Below are 20,621 nucleotides of genomic sequence, written 5' to 3'. Positions count from 1 at the left end.
TGCTAAGGACGCCTCAGGGTGTCATTTCTATCTAGCAGAGGGGTGTCATTTCTATCCGGCGCTTACACCGAAATAGATCGATAATATATCTTATGTTAAATCGCGTCGCTGAATGGCCGGGCGGGGACGCCGTCAGGGCGGCCAAGCCTGATGGGGTCGCCGGGACACCGCCTTCGGCGCGTGATCGCTGCCCGCGCCTGAGCAGCCGGCGCCCCGACCATGGGCCATGGCGCCGCGCATGTCAGCAATGTGCCCAGCCGTTCAGCGGGGCAGATTGCTGGCCCCGGTCAGATGCAGGTCGACCGCGCGGGCGCACTGGCGACCTTCGCGAATGGCCCAGACAACGAGCGACTGGCCCCGGCGCATGTCGCCGCAGGCGAAGACGTCCGGCTGGCTGGTCGCATAGTCGGTCATGCTGGCCTTCACATTGCCGCGCGGGTCCAGCTCGACGCCCGACTGTTCGACCATGCCGGCCTTGCGCGGGCCGACGAAACCCATCGCCAGCAGGACCAGATCGGCCTTCAGTTCGAATTCGCTGCCGGGGATTTCCTGCATCTTGCCGTCGACCCATTCGACGCGCACGCATTCCAGCGCCTCGATCTGGCCATTCTTGCCGATGGCGCGCTTGGTGGTCACGGCCCAGTCGCGCTCGCAGCCTTCCAGATGGGAGGACGAGGTGCGGAGCTTCAGCGGCCAATGCGGCCAGCTCATCGCCTTGTCTTCCTTCTCGGGAGGCCGGGGCATGATTTCCAGCTGGGTCACCGACGCGGCGCCCTGCCGGTTGGACGTGCCGACGCAGTCCGACCCGGTGTCGCCGCCGCCGATGACGACGACATGTTTGCCCTTCGCCGACAAGGTGCCGCGCGGCGCGGCGCGCAGTTCATCGTCGCCCGCATTGCGCTTGTTCTGCTGGGTCAGGAATTCCATCGCCAGCCGCACGCCGGCCAGTTCGCTGCCCGGAACGTCCAGCGTGCGCGGATGTTCGGCGCCACCGGCCAGCACCACCGCGTCGAAATTGCTGCGCAGCGCGTCCATCGAAATGGCGACGCCGATCTCCGTCGATGTGCGGAACTCCACCCCTTCCGCTTCCATCTGCTGGGCGCGGCGGTTGATGAGGTGCTTTTCCATCTTGAAGTCGGGAATGCCGTAGCGAAGCAGGCCGCCGACGCGGTCATTCTTTTCGAACACCGTCACGGTATGGCCGGCACGGGCAAGCTGCTGCGCGCAGGCAAGGCCGGCGGGGCCAGAGCCGACGACGGCAACGCGCTTGCCGGTCTTGCGGCCGGGCAGCTGCGGCTCGATCCAGCCTTCGCGCCAGCCGCGATCGACGATCTCGCATTCGATCGACTTGATCGTCACGGGAGTATCCACGATGTTCAGCGTACAGCTCGCCTCGCAGGGCGCGGGGCAGACGCGGCCGGTGAATTCCGGGAAGTTGTTGGTGCTGTGCAGCGTTTCCAGCGCCGTCTTCCAGTCGTCCTCATAGACCAGATGGTTCCAGTCCGGGATGATGTTGTTCACCGGACAACCATTGTGACAGAAGGGGATGCCGCAAGCCATGCAGCGCGCGGCCTGATCGCGAATTTCTTCTTTCGTCAGCGGTACGATGAACTCGTTCCAGTGCTTCAAACGCTCCTCGGGCGCGGTGTAGCTGCGATCCTTGCGCTCGACCTCGAGGAAACCGGTGGGCTTGCCCAAACTCTTTCTCCAAACTTCTCTGACTTGCCGGGGTAAAGGGGGCGAAAAGTCCCGCCCCCCTCGCGGCTACTCGGCCGCCACAGGGGCTATGGCCAGTCGTTCATTCTCAAGGCTCTGCAAGGCCCGGCGATAATCCTTCGGCATGACGCGCACGAACCGCGACAGGGCGTTGTCCCAGTCGGCCAGCAGGGCCGCCGCGCGTTCCGATCCGCTATGCAGCTTGTGCCGCTCCAGCAGGATGCGGAGACGGTCGGCGTCATGGCGAAGCATGTCGCCCATGCCCCAATCCTGCACGTCGACGCCGCGCTGCAATGGACGGCCCAGGCCATCGTCATTGGACGCCGTCGCCGGCACCGGCTCGACATCGACCATCGCCGCGTTGACCTTCGATCGGAAGCTGCCGTCGGGATCATAGACATAGGCGATGCCGCCCGACATGCCGGCCGCGAAGTTGCGACCGGTCTGGCCCAGCACGACGACCACGCCGCCGGTCATATATTCGCAGCCATGGTCGCCCACGCCCTCGACCACCGCGATCGCGCCCGAGTTGCGGACGGCGAAGCGCTCGCCAGCGACGCCGCGGAAGAAGGCTTCGCCCGCGATGGCGCCATAGAGCACGGTGTTGCCGACGATGATATTGTCGGTCGGAACCCGCCGCGACCCTTCCGGCGGACGCACGATGATGCGGCCACCCGACAGGCCCTTGCCGACATAGTCGTTGGCGTCGCCGGTCAGGTCCAGCGTCACGCCATGCGCCAGGAACGCGCCGAAACTCTGGCCCGCGACGCCCGTCAGCTTCACCAGGATGGCGTTGTCGGGCAGGCCGGCATGGCCGTACCGACGGGCCACCTCACCGGACAGCATCGCGCCGACGGTGCGGTTGACGTTGCGGATCGGGCGCTCGATGCGAACCGGCTCGCGCTTTTCAAGCGCGTCGGACGCCGCCCTGATCAGATCCTGATCCAGGGCCGCATCCAGGCCATGATCCTGCCCTTCGGTGTTGCGCAGCGTCAGGCCCTTGTCCGGTTCGACCTGATGCAGCAGGCGGGACAGGTCCACGCCCTTGGCCTTCCAATGATCGATCGCGTTGCGCATGTCGAGCCGGTCGACGCGGCCCACCATCTCGTCGACGGTGCGGAAGCCCAACTGCGCCATGATGGCACGCAGCTCTTCCGCGACGAAGAAGAAATAGTTGATGACATGTTCCGGCTGGCCGGTGAAGCGCTTGCGCAGCACCGGGTCCTGCGTCGCCACGCCCACCGGGCAGGTGTTGAGGTGGCACTTGCGCATCATGATGCAGCCCGCCGCGATCAGCGGCGCGGTCGCAAAGCCGAACTCGTCCGCACCCAGCAGCGCGCCGATCGCGACGTCGCGGCCGGTGCGCAGGCCGCCGTCCACCTGTACGGCGATGCGCGTGCGCAGGCCGTTCAGCAGCAGCGTCTGCTGGGTTTCGGCAAGCCCGATCTCCCAGGGACTGCCTGCGTGGGTCAGCGAGGTCAGAGGAGACGCGCCGGTGCCGCCTTCATAGCCCGAAATGGTGACATGATCGGCGCGCGCCTTCGAAACGCCCGCCGCGACCGTGCCGACGCCGATTTCGGAGACGAGCTTGACCGAAATGCGCGCGCCCGGATTGACGTTCTTCAGGTCGTGGATCAGCTGCGCCAGATCCTCGATCGAATAGATGTCATGGTGCGGCGGCGGCGAGATCAGGCCGACGCCCGGAGTCGAATGACGCGTCTTGCCGATGGTCTTGTCGACCTTGTCTCCGGGCAGCTGGCCGCCTTCGCCCGGCTTTGCGCCCTGCGCCATCTTGATCTGGATGTCGTCGGCATTGACCAGATATTCGTTGGTGACGCCAAAGCGCCCCGACGCGACCTGCTTGATCGCCGAGCGCATGCAATCGCCGTTGGCCAGGGGCTTGAAGCGGATCGGGTCCTCACCGCCCTCGCCCGTGTTCGACTTGCCACCGATCCGGTTCATGGCGATGGCGAGCGTCGTGTGCGCTTCCCAGCTGATCGATCCATAGCTCATCGCGCCGGTGGCGAAACGCTTCACGATTTCGCTGGCCGGCTCGACCTCCTCGATCGGAATGGCCTTGTCGGCGAAGCGGAACTCCATGAGGCCGCGAATGGTCAGCAGCCGCTCATTCTGTTCGTTGATGGACGCGGCGAACGCTTCATATTCCTTGGGATTGTTGCCCCGCACCGCATGTTGCAGGCTGGCGACGCTCTGCGGCGTCCAGGCATGTTCCTCGCCCCGGACGCGATAGGCATAGGCGCCGCCGACATCCAGCATGTTCCGATAGACCGGGCTGTCGCCATAGGCGTCGCGGTGACGGCTTACCGTCTCCTCCGCAACCTCGGCCAGGCCGATGCCCTCGATCGTTGTCTGGGTGCCGGTGAAATAGCGGTCCAGGAACGCGCTGTTCAGGCCGACGGCGTCGAAGATCTGCGCGCCGCAATAGCTTTGATAGGTCGAAATGCCCATCTTGGACATGACCTTCAATATGCCCTTGCCGACAGCCTTGATATAGTTCTTCTGCACTTCATAGGGCTTGAGGGGCAGGTTCTGCTTGACCCGGATCTGCTCCAGCGTCTCGAAGGCGAGATAGGGGTTCACCGCCTCCGCGCCATAGCCGGCCAGCACGCAGAAATGATGCACTTCCCGCGCCTCGCCGGTCTCGACCACCAGGCCGGTCTGCATCCGCAGGCCCTGGCGGATCAGGTGGTGATGCACAGCTGCCGTCGCGAGCGCTGCGGGCATCGCGATGCGTTCGGGCGACACGGTGCGGTCCGACAGGATGAGGATGTTCTGGTCCGCCAGGACCGCCTCGGTCGCCTGGCCGCAGATGCGGTCCAGCGCGCGCTCCAGCCCGGCCGTGCCTTCGCTGGCGGGCCAGGTGATGTCGATCGTCTGGGTCCGGAACGCGCCGTCCATGGACTCGTGGATGCCGCGAATCTTGGCAAGGTCCGCGTCGGTCAGCACCGGCTGCGCGGTTTCCAGCCGCTTGTGCGTGCCGGCATGGTGGCCAAGCAGGTTCGGGCGCGGGCCGATCATCGACACCAGGCTCATCACCAATTCCTCGCGGATCGGGTCGATCGGCGGGTTGGTGACCTGGGCGAAATTCTGCTTGAAATAATCGTAGAGCAGGCGCGAACGGCCCGACAGCACCGCGATCGGCGTGTCGGTGCCCATCGACCCGATCGGATCGTCGGCATTGCGCGCCATCGGCTCCAGGAATTTCAGCAGGTCTTCCTGGGTATAGCCGAAGGCCTGCTGGCGATCGAGAAAGGCGGCCGCGTCGTTCGCTCGGGCGGGGACCAGGTCCTCGCCGACATATTCCGGCAATTCTTCCAGCTTGTACTGGGTCTGCGTCAGCCATTCCTCGTAGGGATGGGCTTCGGCCAGCTGGGCCTTGATTTCCTCATCCTCGATGATGCTGCCCTGCTCCAGGTCGATGAGCAGCATCTTGCCCGGCTGCAACCGCCACTTGCGGACGATATTCTCTTCCTTGAACGGCAGCACGCCGCTTTCGGACGCCAGCACGATATGGTCATCGTCGGTGACGATGAAGCGCGCCGGGCGCAGGCCGTTGCGGTCCAGCGTCGCGCCGATCTGGCGGCCGTCGGTGAAGGCGATGGCGGCCGGGCCGTCCCACGGCTCCATCAACGCGGCGAAATATTCGTAGAAGGCCTTGCGCTTGGGGTCCATCAGCGGATTGCCGGCCCAGGCTTCGGGGATCAGCATCATGACCGCATGCGCCAGCGGATAGCCGCCCGCGACCAGCAGTTCGAGCGCATTGTCCAGGCAGGCCGTGTCCGACTGGCCGTGCGGGATGAGCGGCCACATCTTGTCGAGGTCGGCGCCCAGCAGCGGCGATTCCAGCGTGCGGCGGCGCGCGTTCATCCAGTTCACATTGCCGCGCACGGTGTTGATTTCGCCGTTGTGCGCGATGAAGCGATAGGGATGGGCCAGCTTCCACGATGGGAAGGTGTTGGTCGAAAAACGCTGGTGGACGAGCGCCAGCGCCGATGTCGTCAGGGGGTTGCGCAGGTCGTCATAAAAGCTGCCGACCTGGTCGCACAGCAACAGGCCCTTATAGACCACGGTGCGAGTCGAAAAGGACGGCACGTAGAAGTCGGCGAGGCTTTGCAGTCCCTGCTTTTCGGCGATCTCCTTGAGCGGGTTCTGGGTCTGCTTGCGGATGGAGAGCAGCTTGCGCTCGAACGCATCCTGATCCTTCATGTTGGCGCCCCGGCCAACGAAGCACTGCCGGATCGTCGGCATCTCGTCGAGCACGGTCTGGCCAAGCCCGTCCAGGGTCACGGGCACGTCGCGCCAGCCGAGCAGGATCTGGCCTTCCTTGACGATGAAACGCTCAAGCTGCTGGACGGCGGCGGCTTGGGCCGCCGCATCGCGCGGCAGGAAGCACATGGCGACGCCATACTCACCGGGCTGGGGCAGATCGATGCCCACGCCGGTCGCCCATTCGCGGTAGAGCGAATCCGGAATCTGGATCAGGATGCCCGCGCCATCGCCGACCAGCGGGTCCGCGCCCACGGCGCCGCGATGGTCGATATTCCGCAGAATTTCCAGGCCGTTCCGAACAATATCGTGTGTTTTCAGGCCCTTTATATGCGCCACAAAGCCAACGCCACAGGCGTCATGCTCGTTGCCGGGATCGTATAAACCTTGTTTGTCCGGGTATGCCATTCAAGTTCCGTTCTGGGCCTATTTCGCATGCGCCCTTACACGCGCAAGGCGGCGGATGGAATAGGCCCCGGTTCAATGTTCGACGCGCGCCGCCTGCCGGCCCCGTCAGCGCAGGTCCCCGCGCCGACAACGATACCGGATCAGCTTCGGTCGGCGATATCCGGCAAAATGTCGCATGCCATCACGCCAGGGCGGATCAATCCCTTGCTCCATCCGTTATTCCCGAGCCGCCCGGCGCGGCATCCTGTCTGGTGACGGTGACATGGCAGGTGCACCCATGATAGTTTTCGTTGCATGGCTCTTCGCAACGGGATGCACTTGCGGTAGCATGATCCTCCATCGCCTAACGGGGAGGGCGGCATGATAAGAGCGCTTGGTGCCAGGGGTCTTGCGAGCAGCCCGGTGATACGGCGCCTAGGGGCGCTCGCCCCCCTCGACAAGCAGGCCGTTCACGCCTTGCAGCACGCGCTTGAGTGCAGCTTTTCCGTGGCCCCGAGGCATGAACTGCTGCGTGAAGGTCAACCGATCAGTCGGTCCGCGGTGATGGTTTCCGGTTGGGCCGCGCGGACCCGGTGCCTGGAAGACGGACGTCGCCAGATCATCAACTTCGTCTTGCCCGGCGACCTGGTGGGCTTCACCGGCCTTGGTCAGCCGCTGGCCTCCTCGACGATCGTCGCGATCACCGATGCAACGCTTTGCCCCCTGCCCGATCCGTCTTTGTCCGCGTCCCTGAACGATGCCTACGCCGTCAGTCGGGCGCTCGATGAAGCGCATCTGCTCGGCCAGATCACGCGCCTTGGGCGGTTGAGTGCGCAGGAACGCATCCAGGATCTGTTGCTGGAGCTGCTCGAACGGCTGGAGCTGGCCGGGCTCGCCCGGGACGGCCGATATCCCATTCCCCTGACCCAGGAGATGCTGGCGGACGCGCTGGGGCTGACGCCGGTGCATGTCAACCGGATGCTGCAGCAAGCACGGCAGGCAGGCGAACTCAGCTGGCACGGAGGCGAAGTGATCCTTCACGATCCCAAGGCGATCCGGCGCAAGGTCGGTCGGCTGAAAATTCGCGTGTCCCGCCCCATGGTGTGAACGCTCCCGGGGCATCGCCCCGCGCAGGGGCACATGATTGAAAGCGCAACGCAGTCAAAGGAGCGGCCATGGCGGGGCGAAGCGTCATTGTGACGGGTGGATTTGGCATTTTGGGCCGGGCCGTGGCGGCCAAATTCGCGGCACAAGGCGACCGCGTTGCCCGCATCGATTTCGCCCCGGCCGCCCCCGACGCGATTCATGGAGGGCTGGACTTGCCGGGCGTTGACCTGACCGATGCCGGCCATGTCGATGCTGCCATCACAATGGTGACGCAAAAGCATGGCGGTGTCGATGTCCTGGTCAACATCGCCGGCGGCTTCCTGTGGGAAACGCTGGAAGGCGGCAGCATCGCAAGCTGGGAAAAGATGTTTTCCATGAACCTGCGCTCGACGGCGACGATCACGAAGCGCGTGCTGCCGCTTGTCACGCGCAGCGCGGCTGGACGGATCATCAATATCGGGGCGGGCGCGGCCATCAACGCGGCGAGCGGTATGGGCGCCTATGCGGCGTCCAAGGCAGGCGTCCACCGCCTGACCGAAGCGCTCGCCGGCGAGCTTGCCGGCAGTTCCGTGACGGTGAACGCCATTTTGCCGAGCATCATCGACACGCCTGCCAATCGCGCGGACATGCCCGATGCGGACACCAGCCAGTGGGTCCAGCCCGGCGCGATCGCCGATGTGATCCTCTTTCTGTCCTCCCCGGCCGCCCGTTCGATCAGCGGCGCCCTGATCCCGGTAACGCGCGGTCAACCCGACTGATCTCGCCGCAGCAGGCGCGGGATACCGGCCGCCCAGTCGACAAAGGCGCGCCTTCGGGTCGGCCGAACGCGCCGCCGCGCTCATCAGGACCTTGACACGATCGTCGGACGAACCACCTCCGACGCCGGCCGATCACCCCTGCCCGCCGGCCTCGCAGCGCTCGACCATCCGCTCTTCATAGCCGGCGATGATCCGCTCCAGCGTCTGATTGTAATCGCCCATTATCGCCGGCAGATTGAGCGCCAGTTCTTCCCCGCCCGCCGCCCGCGCTTCCACAGCCGTGCGCCGCGCCTGGCAGACAGCGGCGCCGATCACGACCTGATTGACCTCGACACAGCTGTCGGTGGCTTCCTCCATGGTCATGCCGCGATCTTTCAGCAGGTCGGACAGCCTCTCCCAATATCTGGCGGAACCGGCCTGTAATTCATGGCACATGAGGTTGGTGATGAGCTGCGGCTGCATCTGGAAAAGGGCGTAAGTGACCGCCGCATGTTCCCGCAGGATATCCTGCCAGCTCTGGCCGCGATCCTTGAGCTGGGACTCGCCGGCCAGCCTTTCCGCGACCAGTTCCAGCAGATGTTCGCGGCCGCGCACATAGCCGTAAAGCGTCGCGACGCCCGCGTTCAGCCTGTCAGCCACCATCGCCATGTCCAGATTTGCCACGCCGACCTCGCAGGCGGCGTCGACGATTGCCTCCAGCGTCAACCGACGGGGGCGGCCGGCCGTGCGTGCGGGTTCCGGGCGGTGAATTTTATGGCGCATAGCTTTGGAAATCCCGCGCATGCAAAGGATCAGAAGGCCTCTGACAAGTGGCACCCCCTGCCCGCCTCGTCAACCGTCGCTGACCGGACGCGGCATGATCGGGATGTTTCCGCTTCTTCATCATCGGTCCGTTCAAGCGCCCGGCCCGCCCAACGGGGCGAAAATCTCCGCCGGCTGCGCGCTGTCGCCCCGCTGCCGGCCAAAAAGGGGGAGGTCCAGGCGACCGCTCGCCGCACCTGACGTCACCGCACAATGATATGCCCCGTCATGCCAAAGGCGCTGTGCATGAAATGGGTGCAGTGGACCTTGTAGGTGCCGGGCGCGGGCGCGATCAGGTGGATCTCGACGCTGTCGCCGCCATCCACCTCGATCCGCCCGTTCCTGACCTTTGCCATGTCATCGGACCGTAGCTGCGCCTGGGCGAAGAAGGCCGGGCTGGCGAAGTCATGTCCGCCCGTCGATCTGTTTGCCAGCCGCAGGTCATAGGCGACGCCATGGTCCAGGCGGATGTCGGACGGCTCGAACCTGAAGCTCGACAATGTCACCGTCAACGGGCGTGCGTTGGCCCAATTGTCCGCGACGGGCTGCGCCGCCCCTGCCGAGGCAAGCGCGCAGGCGGCGCATAGCGGGATAAGGGTTCGCAACCGGGGCATCGCTCGTACCTCCCTGTGGACGGCGGGAGATTAGCACAAAGCCACGCTCGCGTTCAGCCCCGCCGCGCAATTTCGCTCCGCCCGCCCGCTCCGTGCAAGAATTGCTTGGCCTTTGCCGCGTCCTCGTGCAGCGAAGGCCTTGTGGTGGGTCGACAGGGGGGATCATTCACCCCAGGCGCGGCGTTTCCATCAGACGCGCCGACAAAGTGGAACTCGATGACTGAAACACTTCCGTGCATTAACGCCATCGGCTGCGCCGTGCCTGAACAGGATGTCCACCGCCCCTTCATAGGCTGGGCAAGCCGCCAGCTGGAGGATGATCGCGCCCGCGCCCTCTTCGTCCGCATGGCCGACCGCAGCGGCATCGACCATCGCTGGTCGGTGCTGCCGGTCGCGCCGGGCGGGGGATCGCCGGTCGATCCGGGCGGCTTCTACGGCGACGGGATGCCGACGACGTCGCGCCGCATGGAGCTTTACCACCGCTTCGCCCCCGCCCTCGCCCTCAGCGCCATTGAACGGCTGCGCGCACAGGCGGACCTTGGCGGCATCACGCATCTTGTCGTCGCCAGCTGCACCGGCTTCGTCGCGCCCGGCCTGGACCAGATCATCGCCGATGCGCTCGGGCTTTCCAGCGTGGAACGGACGCTGATCGGCTTCATGGGTTGCTACGCCGCCGTCGCCGCGCTCCGTGCCGCCCGCCATATCGTGCGGTCGGAACCGGACGCGCGGGTGCTGGTCGTGACCGTCGAGCTCTCCTCGCTGCATCTGCAGGTCGAACAGCAGGTCGAACGGTTGCTCATGATGCTCCAATTCGGCGACGGCGCGGCGGCCGCGCTCGTGACCGCCGACGCCAGCGGCCTCGCGATCGACGCGCCGTTCGCGATCACCCTCCCCGATTCCGCCGATCTCATCCGCTGGCATATCGGCGACACGGGGTTCCTCATGCACCTCTCGGGCGAAGTCCCCGGCCGCATCCAGACCGCGCTTTCTGACCCCGACATCCGCCGCCGCATCTGCGCTTCCGATAATCCATTGGTTATCGATAACTGGGCGGTGCACGCCGGCGGCCGCTCCATCCTGGACGCCGTTGAACATGGCCTCGGCCTCTCTCCCGAAAAACTCGCTTCTTCTCGCTATATCCTTCATGATTTTGGCAACATGTCGTCGGCAACCCTGATGTTCATCCTCGCCGAACTGCTCGACAATGGCGCCAGCGGGAACGGCGTCGCGCTCGCCTTCGGCCCCGGCCTCGCTGCCGAAGGCTTCCGCTTTTCGGCCGCCAACTGATGCCGCCCGACGTGCAGGCGCTGATCATCGGCGGTGGTCCCGCCGGCTCCGCCGTCGCCCTCACCCTCGCCCGCGCCGGCATGACCCCGCACCTCGTCGAACGTCATCCGCAAGCCCGCACCTGCGTCTGCGGCGGTTTCCTCGGCTGGGACGCGCTCGCCGCGCTCAACCGGCTCGGCGTCGATCCATGGAGCCTGGGCGCCCGTCCCATTTCCCGCTTCCGCCTCGTTGCCGGCCGCCGATCGGTGGAAGCCCGCCTCCCCCGGACAGCGGCCGGACTCTCGCGCCAGACTCTCGACACTGCCCTGCTCACGGCCGCGACACGAGCCGGCGCCATCGTCACGCGCGGCCGCTCGGTTCGCGCGGCCGATCCGCTGACGCGTGCCGTCCGCTTCGATGATGGCGACAGGATGACGGCAAAGGCGCTCTTCCTCGCGACCGGAAAGCATGACCTGCGCGGCCTCTCCCGACATTTCGCACATTCCTCGGTGGGGTTGCGCGCTTCCCTCCCGCCTTCTTCGGCCGGACTGGACGGGCTGGCGGATGTCGTGGAACTCCACCTGTTCGACCAAGGCTATGCCGGCCTGCTTCTCCAGGAGGATGGCTCCGCCAATCTCTGCCTGTCCGTATCGCGCGATCGGCTGGCTAAGGCTGGCAGTGTCCCGGCGCTGCTGGCGCAACTGCTCGGCGAAGCGCCCGCCCTCGCCGTTCGCGTGGGGGACCAACTCCCCGCCCATTTCGATGCCGTCGCCGGCGTTCCCTATGGCTGGCGCGCGCGCGGCAGCAATGACGGCATCTTCCGCGTGGGCGACCAGGCAGCGGTCATCGCCTCGATTGCCGGCGACGGCATCGCCATCGCCCTTGCCAGCGGCACGAGCGCAGGGCAGGCGCTGCTGCGCCATGGTCCCGATGGCGCACCCCGCTGGCAGCGGCAGCTCAACCGCCAGACCCGCCGCCCCGTCACCATCGCCGAAGCGCTGCGCCATGCCGCGGCCGCGCCGGCGAGCCGCGGCGCGCTGTTGCAGCTGTTGCATGTCCTGCCGGCCCTTGGCACCCAGGCTGCCGCGCTCACCCGTATCAGCGGGGACTGATCGGCTGATCTCTGACCCGTTCGACACAGAGGCGGAAGGCAAATCGGCGGACGATCCGCACCTGGTCCAGCCCGATGCCCGCGCATCCCAGATAATGGCGCCATTCCTCCGCGCGAAAGCTGCGGGCAATCGACAGCTGCCCGTCCTCCCGCACGATCCGGTGGACCATCAGCAGCCGCGCCAGCAGCGGAAAGCCACGATAGGCAAAGCCGTGGCGATGCAAGTCGCAGATCAGCCAGCCCCACCGCGCCCGTCCTTCCATATGGTGCAGGAAGCGCATCAGCTGCCCGTCGGTCATATGATGCGTAACCTGGCTGGAAATGATGAAATCGAACGGTTCGGGCTGGTCGAGATAATCGCCTGCCCGATAGTCGATATCCAGATCGGCGGGCGTTGCCGCGCGCGCCGCCCGGACGCTCTTTTCATTGAGGTCGACGCCGACCAGTTGCGCGTCGATTCCCCGGCGCCGCGCCCAGCGGGCAATTACCCGCAATATGTCGCCGTCGCCAAAGCCTACGTCCAGCAGCCGAAATCGCGTGGCGTCCCCTACCGCCCGGTTGAGGAAAGCGATGGTGGGCCAGGCGGTGAAGGTCCACCGATTGACCCGGGCGAGATCGTGCAGGACCCGCTCATAGGTGGCCGCGTCCAGGTCGGGCGCGTCCATCTGCTCTTCTTGCCGCGACCGTATCGCCAGGCTGACCATCGGGCATCCTTCCTTCTGAACTTATAGCACGCCGCCGACGCTTGCAGCCCGTCCTTTTCGATGTCATTCCGAAGCTCTGCAACAGGAAGTGGTGGTGGGAATGGGGTTGGTAGTGCCATTGCTTATCATGGCGGCCGGCGCGGGTCCGGCGGCGAACGTCAGCGGCCTGTGGCTGACCGACGATCGCAAGGGGCTGGTCCGCATCGAGCCGTGCGGCCCGCATGTCTGCGGCCGGATCGCCCGCGTCCTCGACAACGGCCCTGCGGTCCCCCGCACCGACATCAACAACCCGGACAAAAGCCTGCGGGACCGGCCCCTGACAGGGCTCGTCACCCTATGGGGCTTCAGCCGCGCGGGACCCGTCTGGAAAGGGGGCCGCGCCTATGATCCCAAGAGCGGCAAAAGCTATCGTTCCACGCTGGAACTGAACCCGGACGGTTCGCTCAAGCTGACCGGCTGCGTGCTCTTCATCTGCGAATCCCGCCGCTGGACGCGGGCAAACTGAAGCGGCTCCGGGCCGGCGGCTATGCAACCTCCCACTGGAACACACCATAGCGCATGGCCCCCGTCCGCAGCGCCAGGATCAGGCGAGGCAGGCTCAGCATGAAGTCCCGGCTCTGCGTTCCTGCGCTAAGCGCAAGCCGGCGAACTGCCGGGTCGGTGACGATGCTGCCCATCAGCCGACGCAGGCATATGGTCCAGGTCCGTCGAACGTTGCGGCTGATATCCTGATACCCGGCAAGCCGAAAGCCCGCCTCCGCCGCCCATCTTTCATAATCGGCGCGGCTGCCCATGCTGGGCAGGCGGCCTTCCCGGCAGATGGGCAGCAGCAAATGCCGGGCCTGCCAGGCCGTAACCGCTGGGCCTTCCATCCAGGCGCAGACGACCAGCTTCCCGCCGGGCCGCAAAACTCGCCGCGCCTCACTGAAGAAGCGGGGTTTGTCGACCATATGTTCGCTGCTTTCGATCGCATAGGCGCGATCAAACGAGGCGGTTTCCAGGCCATTGTCCAGCCAGTCGCGGCGCAGGCAGGTGAAACCATCGCCCCGGGCCGTGCCGATCCGTTGCTGCGCGGCCGACAAGGTCAGCCCTATGATGGTCAGCCGATACCGTTTCAGCAGTTCAGCGGCAGTGGCACCATAGCCGCAACCAATATCGCAGACCGTCTGCCCATCCGCCAGCGCCAGGCGTTGGTCGACCAGTCCGACCAAACCCGTGACGGCCTCCTCGGGCGTTTCACGGCCAGTCTCCCAGTAGCCATGATGGACATGCTCGCCCCACAAGCGCCGATAGGCGAGGTCCAGCTCGTCATAATGCCGAGCGACGCTTGCGGCGGTCGGCGCGATGTCAGGCACGATCATGTCGTCCTTATCGGTCGCCCGACAGCGGGGGACAAGGCTCGTCTGCATCCCAGCCTTGCCGGCCCTGCCCACCCCTTCTTTGGATAAAACTCCAGTCGTTGGTGGTCCCCCCGCCGCGCAGCGCCATTTTCTCCTTGCTCCAGCGCCAATCCCATGCACAAAGCTTGCCAGTTGCAGCAGCGGCACCATGTTTCACCCCGGTTCAACTCGGCGGCAGCAAGGATAAGTGATGGACGACGTGACGATCCAGGAAAGGCCAGCCATCCCGGCGCCGGTTCCTCCACAGGAAGTGGGCGAGGGACTGTCGGTCATTTCGATCGCGAAGAGCTATGACAAGCGCCCGGTGCTGACCGACGTGTCCCTGACCGTGGGCAAGGGGGAAGTGGTCGGACTGCTTGGCCCCAACGGTGCGGGCAAGACCACCTGCTTCTATTCCGTGATGGGCCTGGTCAACCCCGACCATGGCCGCATCATCCTGGATGGCCAGGACATCACTGGCCTTCCCATGTATCGGCGGGCCATTCTGGGCCTGGGCTATCTCCCCCAGGAAACCTCCATCTTCCGGGGGCTTACGGTCGCGCAGAATATCAGCGCGGTGCTGGAGCTGGCCGAACCGGACAAGGCCGCGCGGGAGGCGAGGCTGGCGCAGCTGCTTGAAGAATTTGGTCTGACGCGGCTCGCCAACTCCTCCGCCATGGCGCTGTCAGGCGGCGAGCGTCGCCGATGCGAGATCGCGCGCTCGCTCGCGGCCAATCCCTCGATCGTGCTGCTGGATGAACCGTTCGCTGGGATTGACCCGCTGTCGATTGCCGACATTCGCGACCTGGTAAAGCAGCTCAGGACGCGGGGCATCGGCGTCCTTATCACCGATCATAATGTCCGTGAGACGCTTGAAATTGTTGATCGCGCCTGCATCATCTATAGTGGGCAGGTGCTCTTCACCGGAAGCCCGACAGAGCTGGTCGCGAACGCCGATGTCCGACGGCTCTATCTCGGCGAGAATTTCTCGCTCTGACATGACCGTCCGCCACATCATCCCCGAAGTCTTGGAGCGGGGCACCGGCTGATGGCGCTCGGGCCACGTCTCGACATCCGGCAGAGCCAGTCGCTGGTGATGACGCCGCAGCTCCAGCAGGCCATCAAGCTGCTGGCACTGAGCAATCTCGAGATCGAGGCTTTCGTCGCCGGCGAACTTGAAAAGAATCCGCTGCTCGAAGCGGGCGAGGCGCCCTCGCCTGTTCTTTCCCTTGATGGTGTTGACGCTCAGCTAGAACGGCCCACGCTGGCGGCCGAAACCGGCGCCGCCGATGATCTGATGCGTCAGGGGATGGGCGAAACGGATGCTCCGCTGGATGTCGACTATGGCGTCGAAACCTTCATCAATGATGGCCCTGCCGATCGCCTTGCCGGCCATGGCGGGACGGGCGGCGCGTTCGACCCTGGGTCGGGTAGTGGCGAAGCACCCGATTTCGACAGCTTCGCCAGTCCGGACAAGGGGCTCCAGGAACATCTGATGGACCAGGCCCGGGCCTGCCTCCATAGCCAGGATATACTGATCGCGACGCAGTTGATCGGCCAGATCGACGAGGCCGGCTATTTGCGGGCGCATCTGCTCGAAACCGCCCACGCCCTGGCGGTGCCATTGGCGCGGGTGGAAAAGGTGCTGGCGGTGATACAGGGTTTCGACCCAGTGGGTGTGGGTGCGCGGTCGTTGGCGGAATGCCTGACGCTCCAGGCGAAGGAAGCGGATCGGTACGATCCCTGCATCGCGAAACTGCTCGCCAATCTCGACCTGCTCGCCAGGGGCGCGCTGCCGCAGTTGCGCCGCATTTGCGGGGTCGACGAGGAAGACATGGCCGACATGATCCGCGAGCTGCGCGGCTATGATCCCAAGCCCGGCCTGCGCTATTCAACCGACCGACCCGTTCCCATAACGCCCGACCTGTTCGTCAGTCCGACCCGCACCGGCTGGTCGATCGAGATCAACACGGCGACGCTGCCGCGTGTTCTGGTCAACCGCAGCTATTATGTCGAACTGGCCGGCGGGGCGCAGGATCGCACGTCGAAGGCCTGGCTTGCCGATTGCCTCGCAAGCGCGAACTGGCTGGTCAAGGCGCTCGACCAGCGGCAGAAGACGATCATCAAGGTTGCGACTGAAATCGTCCGCTGCCAGGAAGAATTCTTCCGGAAAGGCGTCGCGCATCTCAAGCCCCTGACGCTCAAGACTGTCGCCGAGGCGATCGACATGCACGAATCGACCGTCAGCCGCGTAACATCCAACAAATATCTCGCCTGCCCGCGGGGCGTTTTCGAGCTGAAATATTTCTTCACCAGCGGCGTCGCAGCCGCCGACGGTGAAGGCGCCGTTTCCGCAGAAGCGGTGAAAAGCCATATCAAGGCCCTGATCGCCAGTGAAACGGCCGACGCCATCCTCTCGGACGATACGCTGGTCGATCTGCTGCGGGCGAAGGGCATGGATATCGCCCGCCGCACCGTCGCCAAATATCGGGAATCCTTAGGTATGGGCTCATCGGTTCAAAGACGGCGGCAGAAGGCGCTGCAAGGCAAGGCCGCTTAGAGCATTTCCAAGCCGCTGGGATCATCTGCTGACCCGGAAACGCCCGAAGCTTAGAGCAGCCCGAGCCGCGTCAACTGGCCCAGCATCACCGCCGGCATGGCGTCCAGATCATCCGCCTCGCCGCCATCCAGGTCGGGCGGCGCATCCTTTTCCTCCAGATAGCGCCAGCCCTGATGCGCCCGCTTGGGCGTCCCGCGCACAAGGACCAGCCGTGGCTCCAGCCTGATCCAGAAACGGCCCTCCCCGGTCTCCTGGAACCCGATCAGCGGGCTGCGGCCCACCAGCCGATGCTGGTGTATCCAGTACAGCGAGCCGCCCTCCATCTCCGCCACGCGCTTGGGCAGATAGCGGGTGGTCAACCGCGCTTCGGACGCGTGACTTTCCAGCCAGCTGCGCAAGGTCGTCGGGCTTTCGCTGCCGAACGCAATTTTGGTGAGATGAAGCGGCATGGGGTGAAGATGGGCGCTTGGCACCTGCCGTCAAGATATCGCTACAATCCCCAGATGGTCGCCAGCCCTAGAAAGGAGAAAAAGCCCATCACATCTGTCATGGTCGTGACGAACACGGCAGAGGACACGGCGGGGTCGATGTTCAGCTTGTCGAGCGTCACGGGCACCAATATCCCGGAAAGGCCCGCCACCAGATTGTTGATGAGCATCGCGAGCGCAATCACCAGACCCAGGTCATGATTGCCGTAGATCAACCCTACGGCCACGCCGATCAATATCCCCAACGCCGTGCCATTCGCGCTCGCGATGCGGAATTCGCGGATGATCTGGCGGATGGTGTTGGAACTGGTGAGCTGGTTGGTGGCCAGCGCGCGGACAGCCACCGCCATGGTTTGCGTGCCCGCATTGCCACCCATCCCCGACACGATCGGCATCAGGACGGCAAGCACCACATATTTTGAAATGGTTCCCTGAAAGAGGCCGACGACCGAGGCGGCCAGCACCGCCGTTCCCAGATTGACGACAAGCCAGGACAGGCGGGTCCTTACCGTTTCCAGTATCGGCTGGTTGATGTCGCCCTCGCCGGCGCCCGACAGCCGCAGGATATCCTCACCGGCTTCTTCAGATATGATGTGAACGACGTCGTCCACGGTAATCATGCCGACCAGCCTTCCGCTGGCATCGACGACCGCGGCCGAAATAAGGGCGTATTTCTGGAATCTTAGCGCCACTTCCTCCTGGTCCATGTCAACTGGGATCAGGGTCTGCTCGCGCTTCATGAGGTCAGTCATGGCGATCGAGCGGGGGCAGGTCAGTATCCAGCTGAGCTGGCAGGTGCCGATCGGCTTATGCGCTTCGTCAACTACGAAGATTTCCCAGAAGTCGGTCGTAAGATCATGATTATCGCGCAGATAGTCGATGACCTGGCCGACAGTCATATGCTCTGGCACCGCGACCAGGTCGCGCTGCATCAGGCGGCCGGCGGACTCCTCCGGATAAGACAGCGCGCTTTCGATGGCCGCCCGGTCCTCCGGGTCCAGTGCATCGAGGACGGCCTGCTGATCGGCCGCCTCCATATCCTCGATGATTGCGACCGCGTCGTCGGTATCCAGCTCGGCGGCGAAATCCGCGACCTGCTGCGGCTCAAGCGAATCGAGCAGGTCATCGCGCACATAGTCGTTAAGTTCGGACAGCACCTCCGCCCCGACCAGGTCGCCGAGCGCTGCCGCCACCTTTCCGCGACGGTCGGATGGCGTGAGTTCCAGCAGGTCGGCGATGTCGGCGGGATGAAGCGGCGACACCAGGTCGCGCGCCAAGTCCCGATCGTCGTCCTCCACCGCGTCGAGCACGGCGGAAACGAATTCGGACTTCAGCCGGTCGTCCTCGTCATGACGCGATTCCGCCTGCTCCGTCCGGCCGGCGTCAAATTCTTCGTCCGGCCGGGGTTCGGCCATATCGGCTCGCTCGCTCATCGCGTCCCCTACTGTCCGGTTCCTGTAACATTCCGCTGCTTTTGCCGATGAACCGGATAAATGCAATGCCTCAAAGGTTGATCAAGCGCTTCCATCGCTGCCCTAACGCTCCTATGGGCGATCCATTCCCACTTGCCCGAAAGAGAGGACTTCCATGGCCGACGACACCCTGACACTCACCCTCGACAGCGGCGGCGACGTCGTCATCAAGCTGCGTTCCGATCTGGCGCCCGGCCATGTCGAACGTATCACCGCGCTCGCGAAGGACGGTTTTTACGACGGCGTCGTCTTCCATCGCGTCATCCCCGGCTTCATGGCGCAGGGCGGCGATCCGACCGGCACCGGCATGGGCGGGTCAAAATTGCCTGACCTGAAGGCCGAGTTCAGCCGGGAACCGCATGTGCGCGGCGTTTGTTCCATGGCGCGTTCCAGCAACCCCAACAGCGCGAACAGCCAATTCTTCATCTGCTTCGATGATGCGACCTTCCTGGATGGCCAATATACGGTCTGGGGCGAAGTCGCGTCCGGCATGGAACATGTCGACGCGCTGCCCAAGGGCGAACCGCCGCGCACGCCCGGCAAGATTCTGAAGGCCACAATTTCCTGATGGCCTGACCCGATCTTCCCTTCGCTCCGGACTGCACTCCAGGGCGGAGGGGAGAAATTACCTTATGTCATTGCTGACAGCGTTGTCCGCCTCTGGGGCGCCTTCCGCAGGCGGAATATAGGGTCCTATCGACTCGATGTGCCAGCGCCTGTCCGCCTTGCTGGAGCCCGGCACGTCATTGGCCCGGCGCAGAGTCACCTGCCGCAGCCTGTACCAGGGCTTTCCGTTCGCGGCGAGGCGTCCATAGACCTGTGCCGGCACGACGATATAAAGTGATCCAGCCGCTCCTTCGACTTGGCCCGGCGCCCCGACATTGGCGTGGATCTCGCTGAAGTTACGGAAGCGGCGAGCGAAGCTGTCATCGTCTTCCGATCCGATGGCGCCATGCTCGTTCCACAGGTCTTGTGCGTCGTTGAACCGCCTTTCCTCCAGCAGCCCATAATAGCCCTGGACGACCTGGGCGGCACCTTGCGCGCTCTTGGGATCGATGGCGTCCTCCTCCGGAGGAGCAGCCGTGATCGGCAAGCCGCCCGGAGTCCCCGGCGCGGGAGGCGTCAGCGGCTCCAATACCGCCTGCGCTTCCGCCCGGAAATTATTATCCACCTGCGTGGCGTTGGCGCCGTTGGCCAGATTGTCGATCGCGCTTTCCTCCCGCCCGTCGCAGGCGGTTAGGACCAGACATGCGAGAAGCGCCGCCGCGCCGACCGCATTCTGCATCAGCGACGCCAGTCCCTACGGCCGTCACCCCGCGACCGGTCATCACGATCCGGCCCATCATTGCCGCGCCAGCGCGCGCCGTCGGAGCGTCTGCCCCAACCAGCGCGCGGGGTCGTCGCACCAGGCTCGCTTTGCGTCACAGGCGGTGTGGCCGGGGCGGCATTGGCGTCACGATCGCGCCACCGGCCCTGCCAGTTGCCTCGATCGCCCTGCACATTGCGGTCGCCCTGGCCATTGCGATCACCACGCCACTGGCGTTGACCGCCATCCCAGTTCCGGCGATCGTCGGGACGACGCGCCTCGCGACGTCCCTCCCAATAGCGGCGCTGCCCATCATTCCACCGCTGCCGGCGACCGCCGCGATCATAAACATAGTAGCCACTGCCCGGATAATAGAAATCGTTATACCAGCCGGAATAATAGCCTGGGCTGTAATAGCCAGGCCCTCCATAATTGTCATAATAGCCGCCGCCATAATAGCCAGTGCCGACACTCACGCCGCCATAATAGCCGTCGTCATAGGCACAACCGCCCAAGGCGGACGCGCCAGCAAGGCTTATCGCAGCCAGCAATCCTCGTCCGGTCCACGTCATCGCCTTTCTCCTCAATTCTCCGTTGCTGATGACGATAACGTCTGGTGGTTGAATTGGTTGTGAATGACACATCAGCAATGCCGATTCATCCTG

General features: G+C 64.8%; 18 protein-coding genes. 8 read left to right on the top strand and 10 right to left on the bottom strand.

Annotated features, from left to right (window positions below):
- Positions 1–261: 261 nt before the first annotated feature.
- Together AAC640_RS15430 and gltB are read right to left on the bottom strand one after the other, a co-directional pair.
- Positions 262–1,698: a glutamate synthase subunit beta gene (locus AAC640_RS15430; protein WP_340267830.1), complete on the bottom strand. Its 1,437-nt coding sequence runs from the start codon at positions 1,696–1,698 to the stop codon at positions 262–264.
- Positions 1,699–1,764: 66 nt separating this feature from the next.
- Entirely contained in the window at positions 1,765–6,411 is a 4,647-nt protein-coding gene (gltB, locus tag AAC640_RS15425) for a glutamate synthase large subunit (RefSeq protein ID WP_340267828.1), read from the bottom strand.
- A 360-nt stretch (positions 6,412–6,771) separates the two neighbouring features.
- Here gltB and AAC640_RS15420 point away from each other — a divergent pair, with 360 nt between their 5' ends.
- Positions 6,772–7,497 carry a Crp/Fnr family transcriptional regulator gene (locus AAC640_RS15420; protein WP_340267826.1) on the top strand — a complete coding sequence of 242 codons (726 nt, stop codon included), beginning with the start codon at positions 6,772–6,774 and terminating at the stop codon, positions 7,495–7,497.
- Positions 7,498–7,565: 68 nt separating this feature from the next.
- The gene (locus AAC640_RS15415) at positions 7,566–8,255 is read left to right on the top strand and encodes an SDR family NAD(P)-dependent oxidoreductase (protein WP_340267825.1); all 690 of its coding nucleotides are present in this window, start codon (positions 7,566–7,568) and stop codon (positions 8,253–8,255) included.
- Positions 8,256–8,387: 132 nt separating this feature from the next.
- Here AAC640_RS15415 and AAC640_RS15410 read toward each other — a convergent pair whose 3' ends face one another.
- Both AAC640_RS15410 and AAC640_RS15405 read right to left on the bottom strand, forming a co-directional pair.
- Positions 8,388–9,017 carry a TetR family transcriptional regulator gene (locus AAC640_RS15410; protein ID WP_340267824.1) on the bottom strand — a complete coding sequence of 210 codons (630 nt, stop codon included), beginning with the start codon at positions 9,015–9,017 and terminating at the stop codon, positions 8,388–8,390.
- 242 nt (positions 9,018–9,259) lie between these two features.
- A complete protein-coding gene (locus tag AAC640_RS15405; RefSeq protein WP_340267823.1) occupies positions 9,260–9,670 on the bottom strand; it encodes a cupredoxin domain-containing protein in 411 nt (136 codons plus the stop codon).
- Between the two features lie 216 nt (positions 9,671–9,886).
- On the opposite strand from AAC640_RS15405, the gene AAC640_RS15400 reads away from it, so the two are divergent.
- Positions 9,887–10,957, top strand: coding sequence for a type III polyketide synthase (locus tag AAC640_RS15400; RefSeq protein ID WP_340267822.1), 1,071 nt, complete (start codon positions 9,887–9,889; stop codon positions 10,955–10,957).
- Positions 10,957–12,048, top strand: coding sequence for an NAD(P)/FAD-dependent oxidoreductase (locus AAC640_RS15395; RefSeq protein ID WP_340267820.1), 1,092 nt, complete (start codon positions 10,957–10,959; stop codon positions 12,046–12,048). The genes AAC640_RS15400 and AAC640_RS15395 overlap by 1 nt, the downstream gene beginning before the upstream one ends.
- Here the strand turns inward: AAC640_RS15395 and AAC640_RS15390 are convergent.
- The gene (locus tag AAC640_RS15390) at positions 12,035–12,751 is read right to left on the bottom strand and encodes a methyltransferase domain-containing protein (RefSeq protein WP_340267818.1); all 717 of its coding nucleotides are present in this window, start codon (positions 12,749–12,751) and stop codon (positions 12,035–12,037) included. The two genes, AAC640_RS15395 and AAC640_RS15390, sit on opposite strands and share 14 nt — an antisense overlap.
- Before the next feature lie 112 nt (positions 12,752–12,863).
- Between AAC640_RS15390 and AAC640_RS15385 the strand changes: the two genes are divergently transcribed.
- Positions 12,864–13,256, top strand: a complete 393-nt coding sequence (locus AAC640_RS15385) for a DUF2147 domain-containing protein (RefSeq protein WP_340267816.1) — start codon at positions 12,864–12,866, stop codon at positions 13,254–13,256.
- A 19-nt stretch (positions 13,257–13,275) separates the two neighbouring features.
- Here AAC640_RS15385 and AAC640_RS15380 read toward each other — a convergent pair whose 3' ends face one another.
- Positions 13,276–14,112 carry a class I SAM-dependent methyltransferase gene (locus AAC640_RS15380; protein WP_340267814.1) on the bottom strand — a complete coding sequence of 279 codons (837 nt, stop codon included), beginning with the start codon at positions 14,110–14,112 and terminating at the stop codon, positions 13,276–13,278.
- 229 nt (positions 14,113–14,341) lie between these two features.
- On the opposite strand from AAC640_RS15380, the gene lptB reads away from it, so the two are divergent.
- Positions 14,342–15,127 carry an LPS export ABC transporter ATP-binding protein gene (lptB, locus tag AAC640_RS15375; protein ID WP_340267812.1) on the top strand — a complete coding sequence of 262 codons (786 nt, stop codon included), beginning with the start codon at positions 14,342–14,344 and terminating at the stop codon, positions 15,125–15,127.
- Positions 15,128–15,178: 51 nt separating this feature from the next.
- Positions 15,179–16,690, top strand: a complete 1,512-nt coding sequence (gene rpoN / locus AAC640_RS15370) for an RNA polymerase factor sigma-54 (RefSeq protein WP_340267810.1) — start codon at positions 15,179–15,181, stop codon at positions 16,688–16,690.
- A 50-nt stretch (positions 16,691–16,740) separates the two neighbouring features.
- Here the strand turns inward: rpoN and AAC640_RS15365 are convergent, their stop codons facing one another.
- On the bottom strand, positions 16,741–17,139 hold the full coding sequence (locus AAC640_RS15365) for a DUF1489 family protein (protein WP_340267808.1): 399 nt from the start codon (positions 17,137–17,139) through the stop codon (positions 16,741–16,743).
- A gap of 41 nt (positions 17,140–17,180) precedes the next feature.
- A complete protein-coding gene (gene mgtE, locus AAC640_RS15360; RefSeq protein ID WP_340267806.1) occupies positions 17,181–18,611 on the bottom strand; it encodes a magnesium transporter in 1,431 nt (476 codons plus the stop codon).
- A 154-nt stretch (positions 18,612–18,765) separates the two neighbouring features.
- Between mgtE and AAC640_RS15355 the strand changes: the two genes are divergently transcribed.
- On the top strand, positions 18,766–19,218 hold the full coding sequence (locus AAC640_RS15355) for a peptidylprolyl isomerase (RefSeq protein WP_340267804.1): 453 nt from the start codon (positions 18,766–18,768) through the stop codon (positions 19,216–19,218).
- Between the two features lie 57 nt (positions 19,219–19,275).
- Here the strand turns inward: AAC640_RS15355 and AAC640_RS15350 are convergent, their stop codons facing one another.
- Positions 19,276–19,935, bottom strand: coding sequence for a hypothetical protein (locus tag AAC640_RS15350; protein ID WP_340267802.1), 660 nt, complete (start codon positions 19,933–19,935; stop codon positions 19,276–19,278).
- On the bottom strand, positions 19,935–20,528 hold the full coding sequence (locus AAC640_RS15345; protein ID WP_340267800.1) for a hypothetical protein: 594 nt from the start codon (positions 20,526–20,528) through the stop codon (positions 19,935–19,937). The genes AAC640_RS15350 and AAC640_RS15345 overlap by 1 nt, the downstream gene beginning before the upstream one ends.
- Positions 20,529–20,621: the final 93 nt, after the last annotated feature.

The organism is Sphingobium mellinum (assembly GCF_037860795.1).
Classification (GTDB): domain Bacteria; phylum Pseudomonadota; class Alphaproteobacteria; order Sphingomonadales; family Sphingomonadaceae; genus Sphingobium; species Sphingobium mellinum.
The sequence above is the reverse complement of the archived record's forward strand: the minus strand, read 5'-3'. Positions and strand labels throughout refer to the sequence as shown.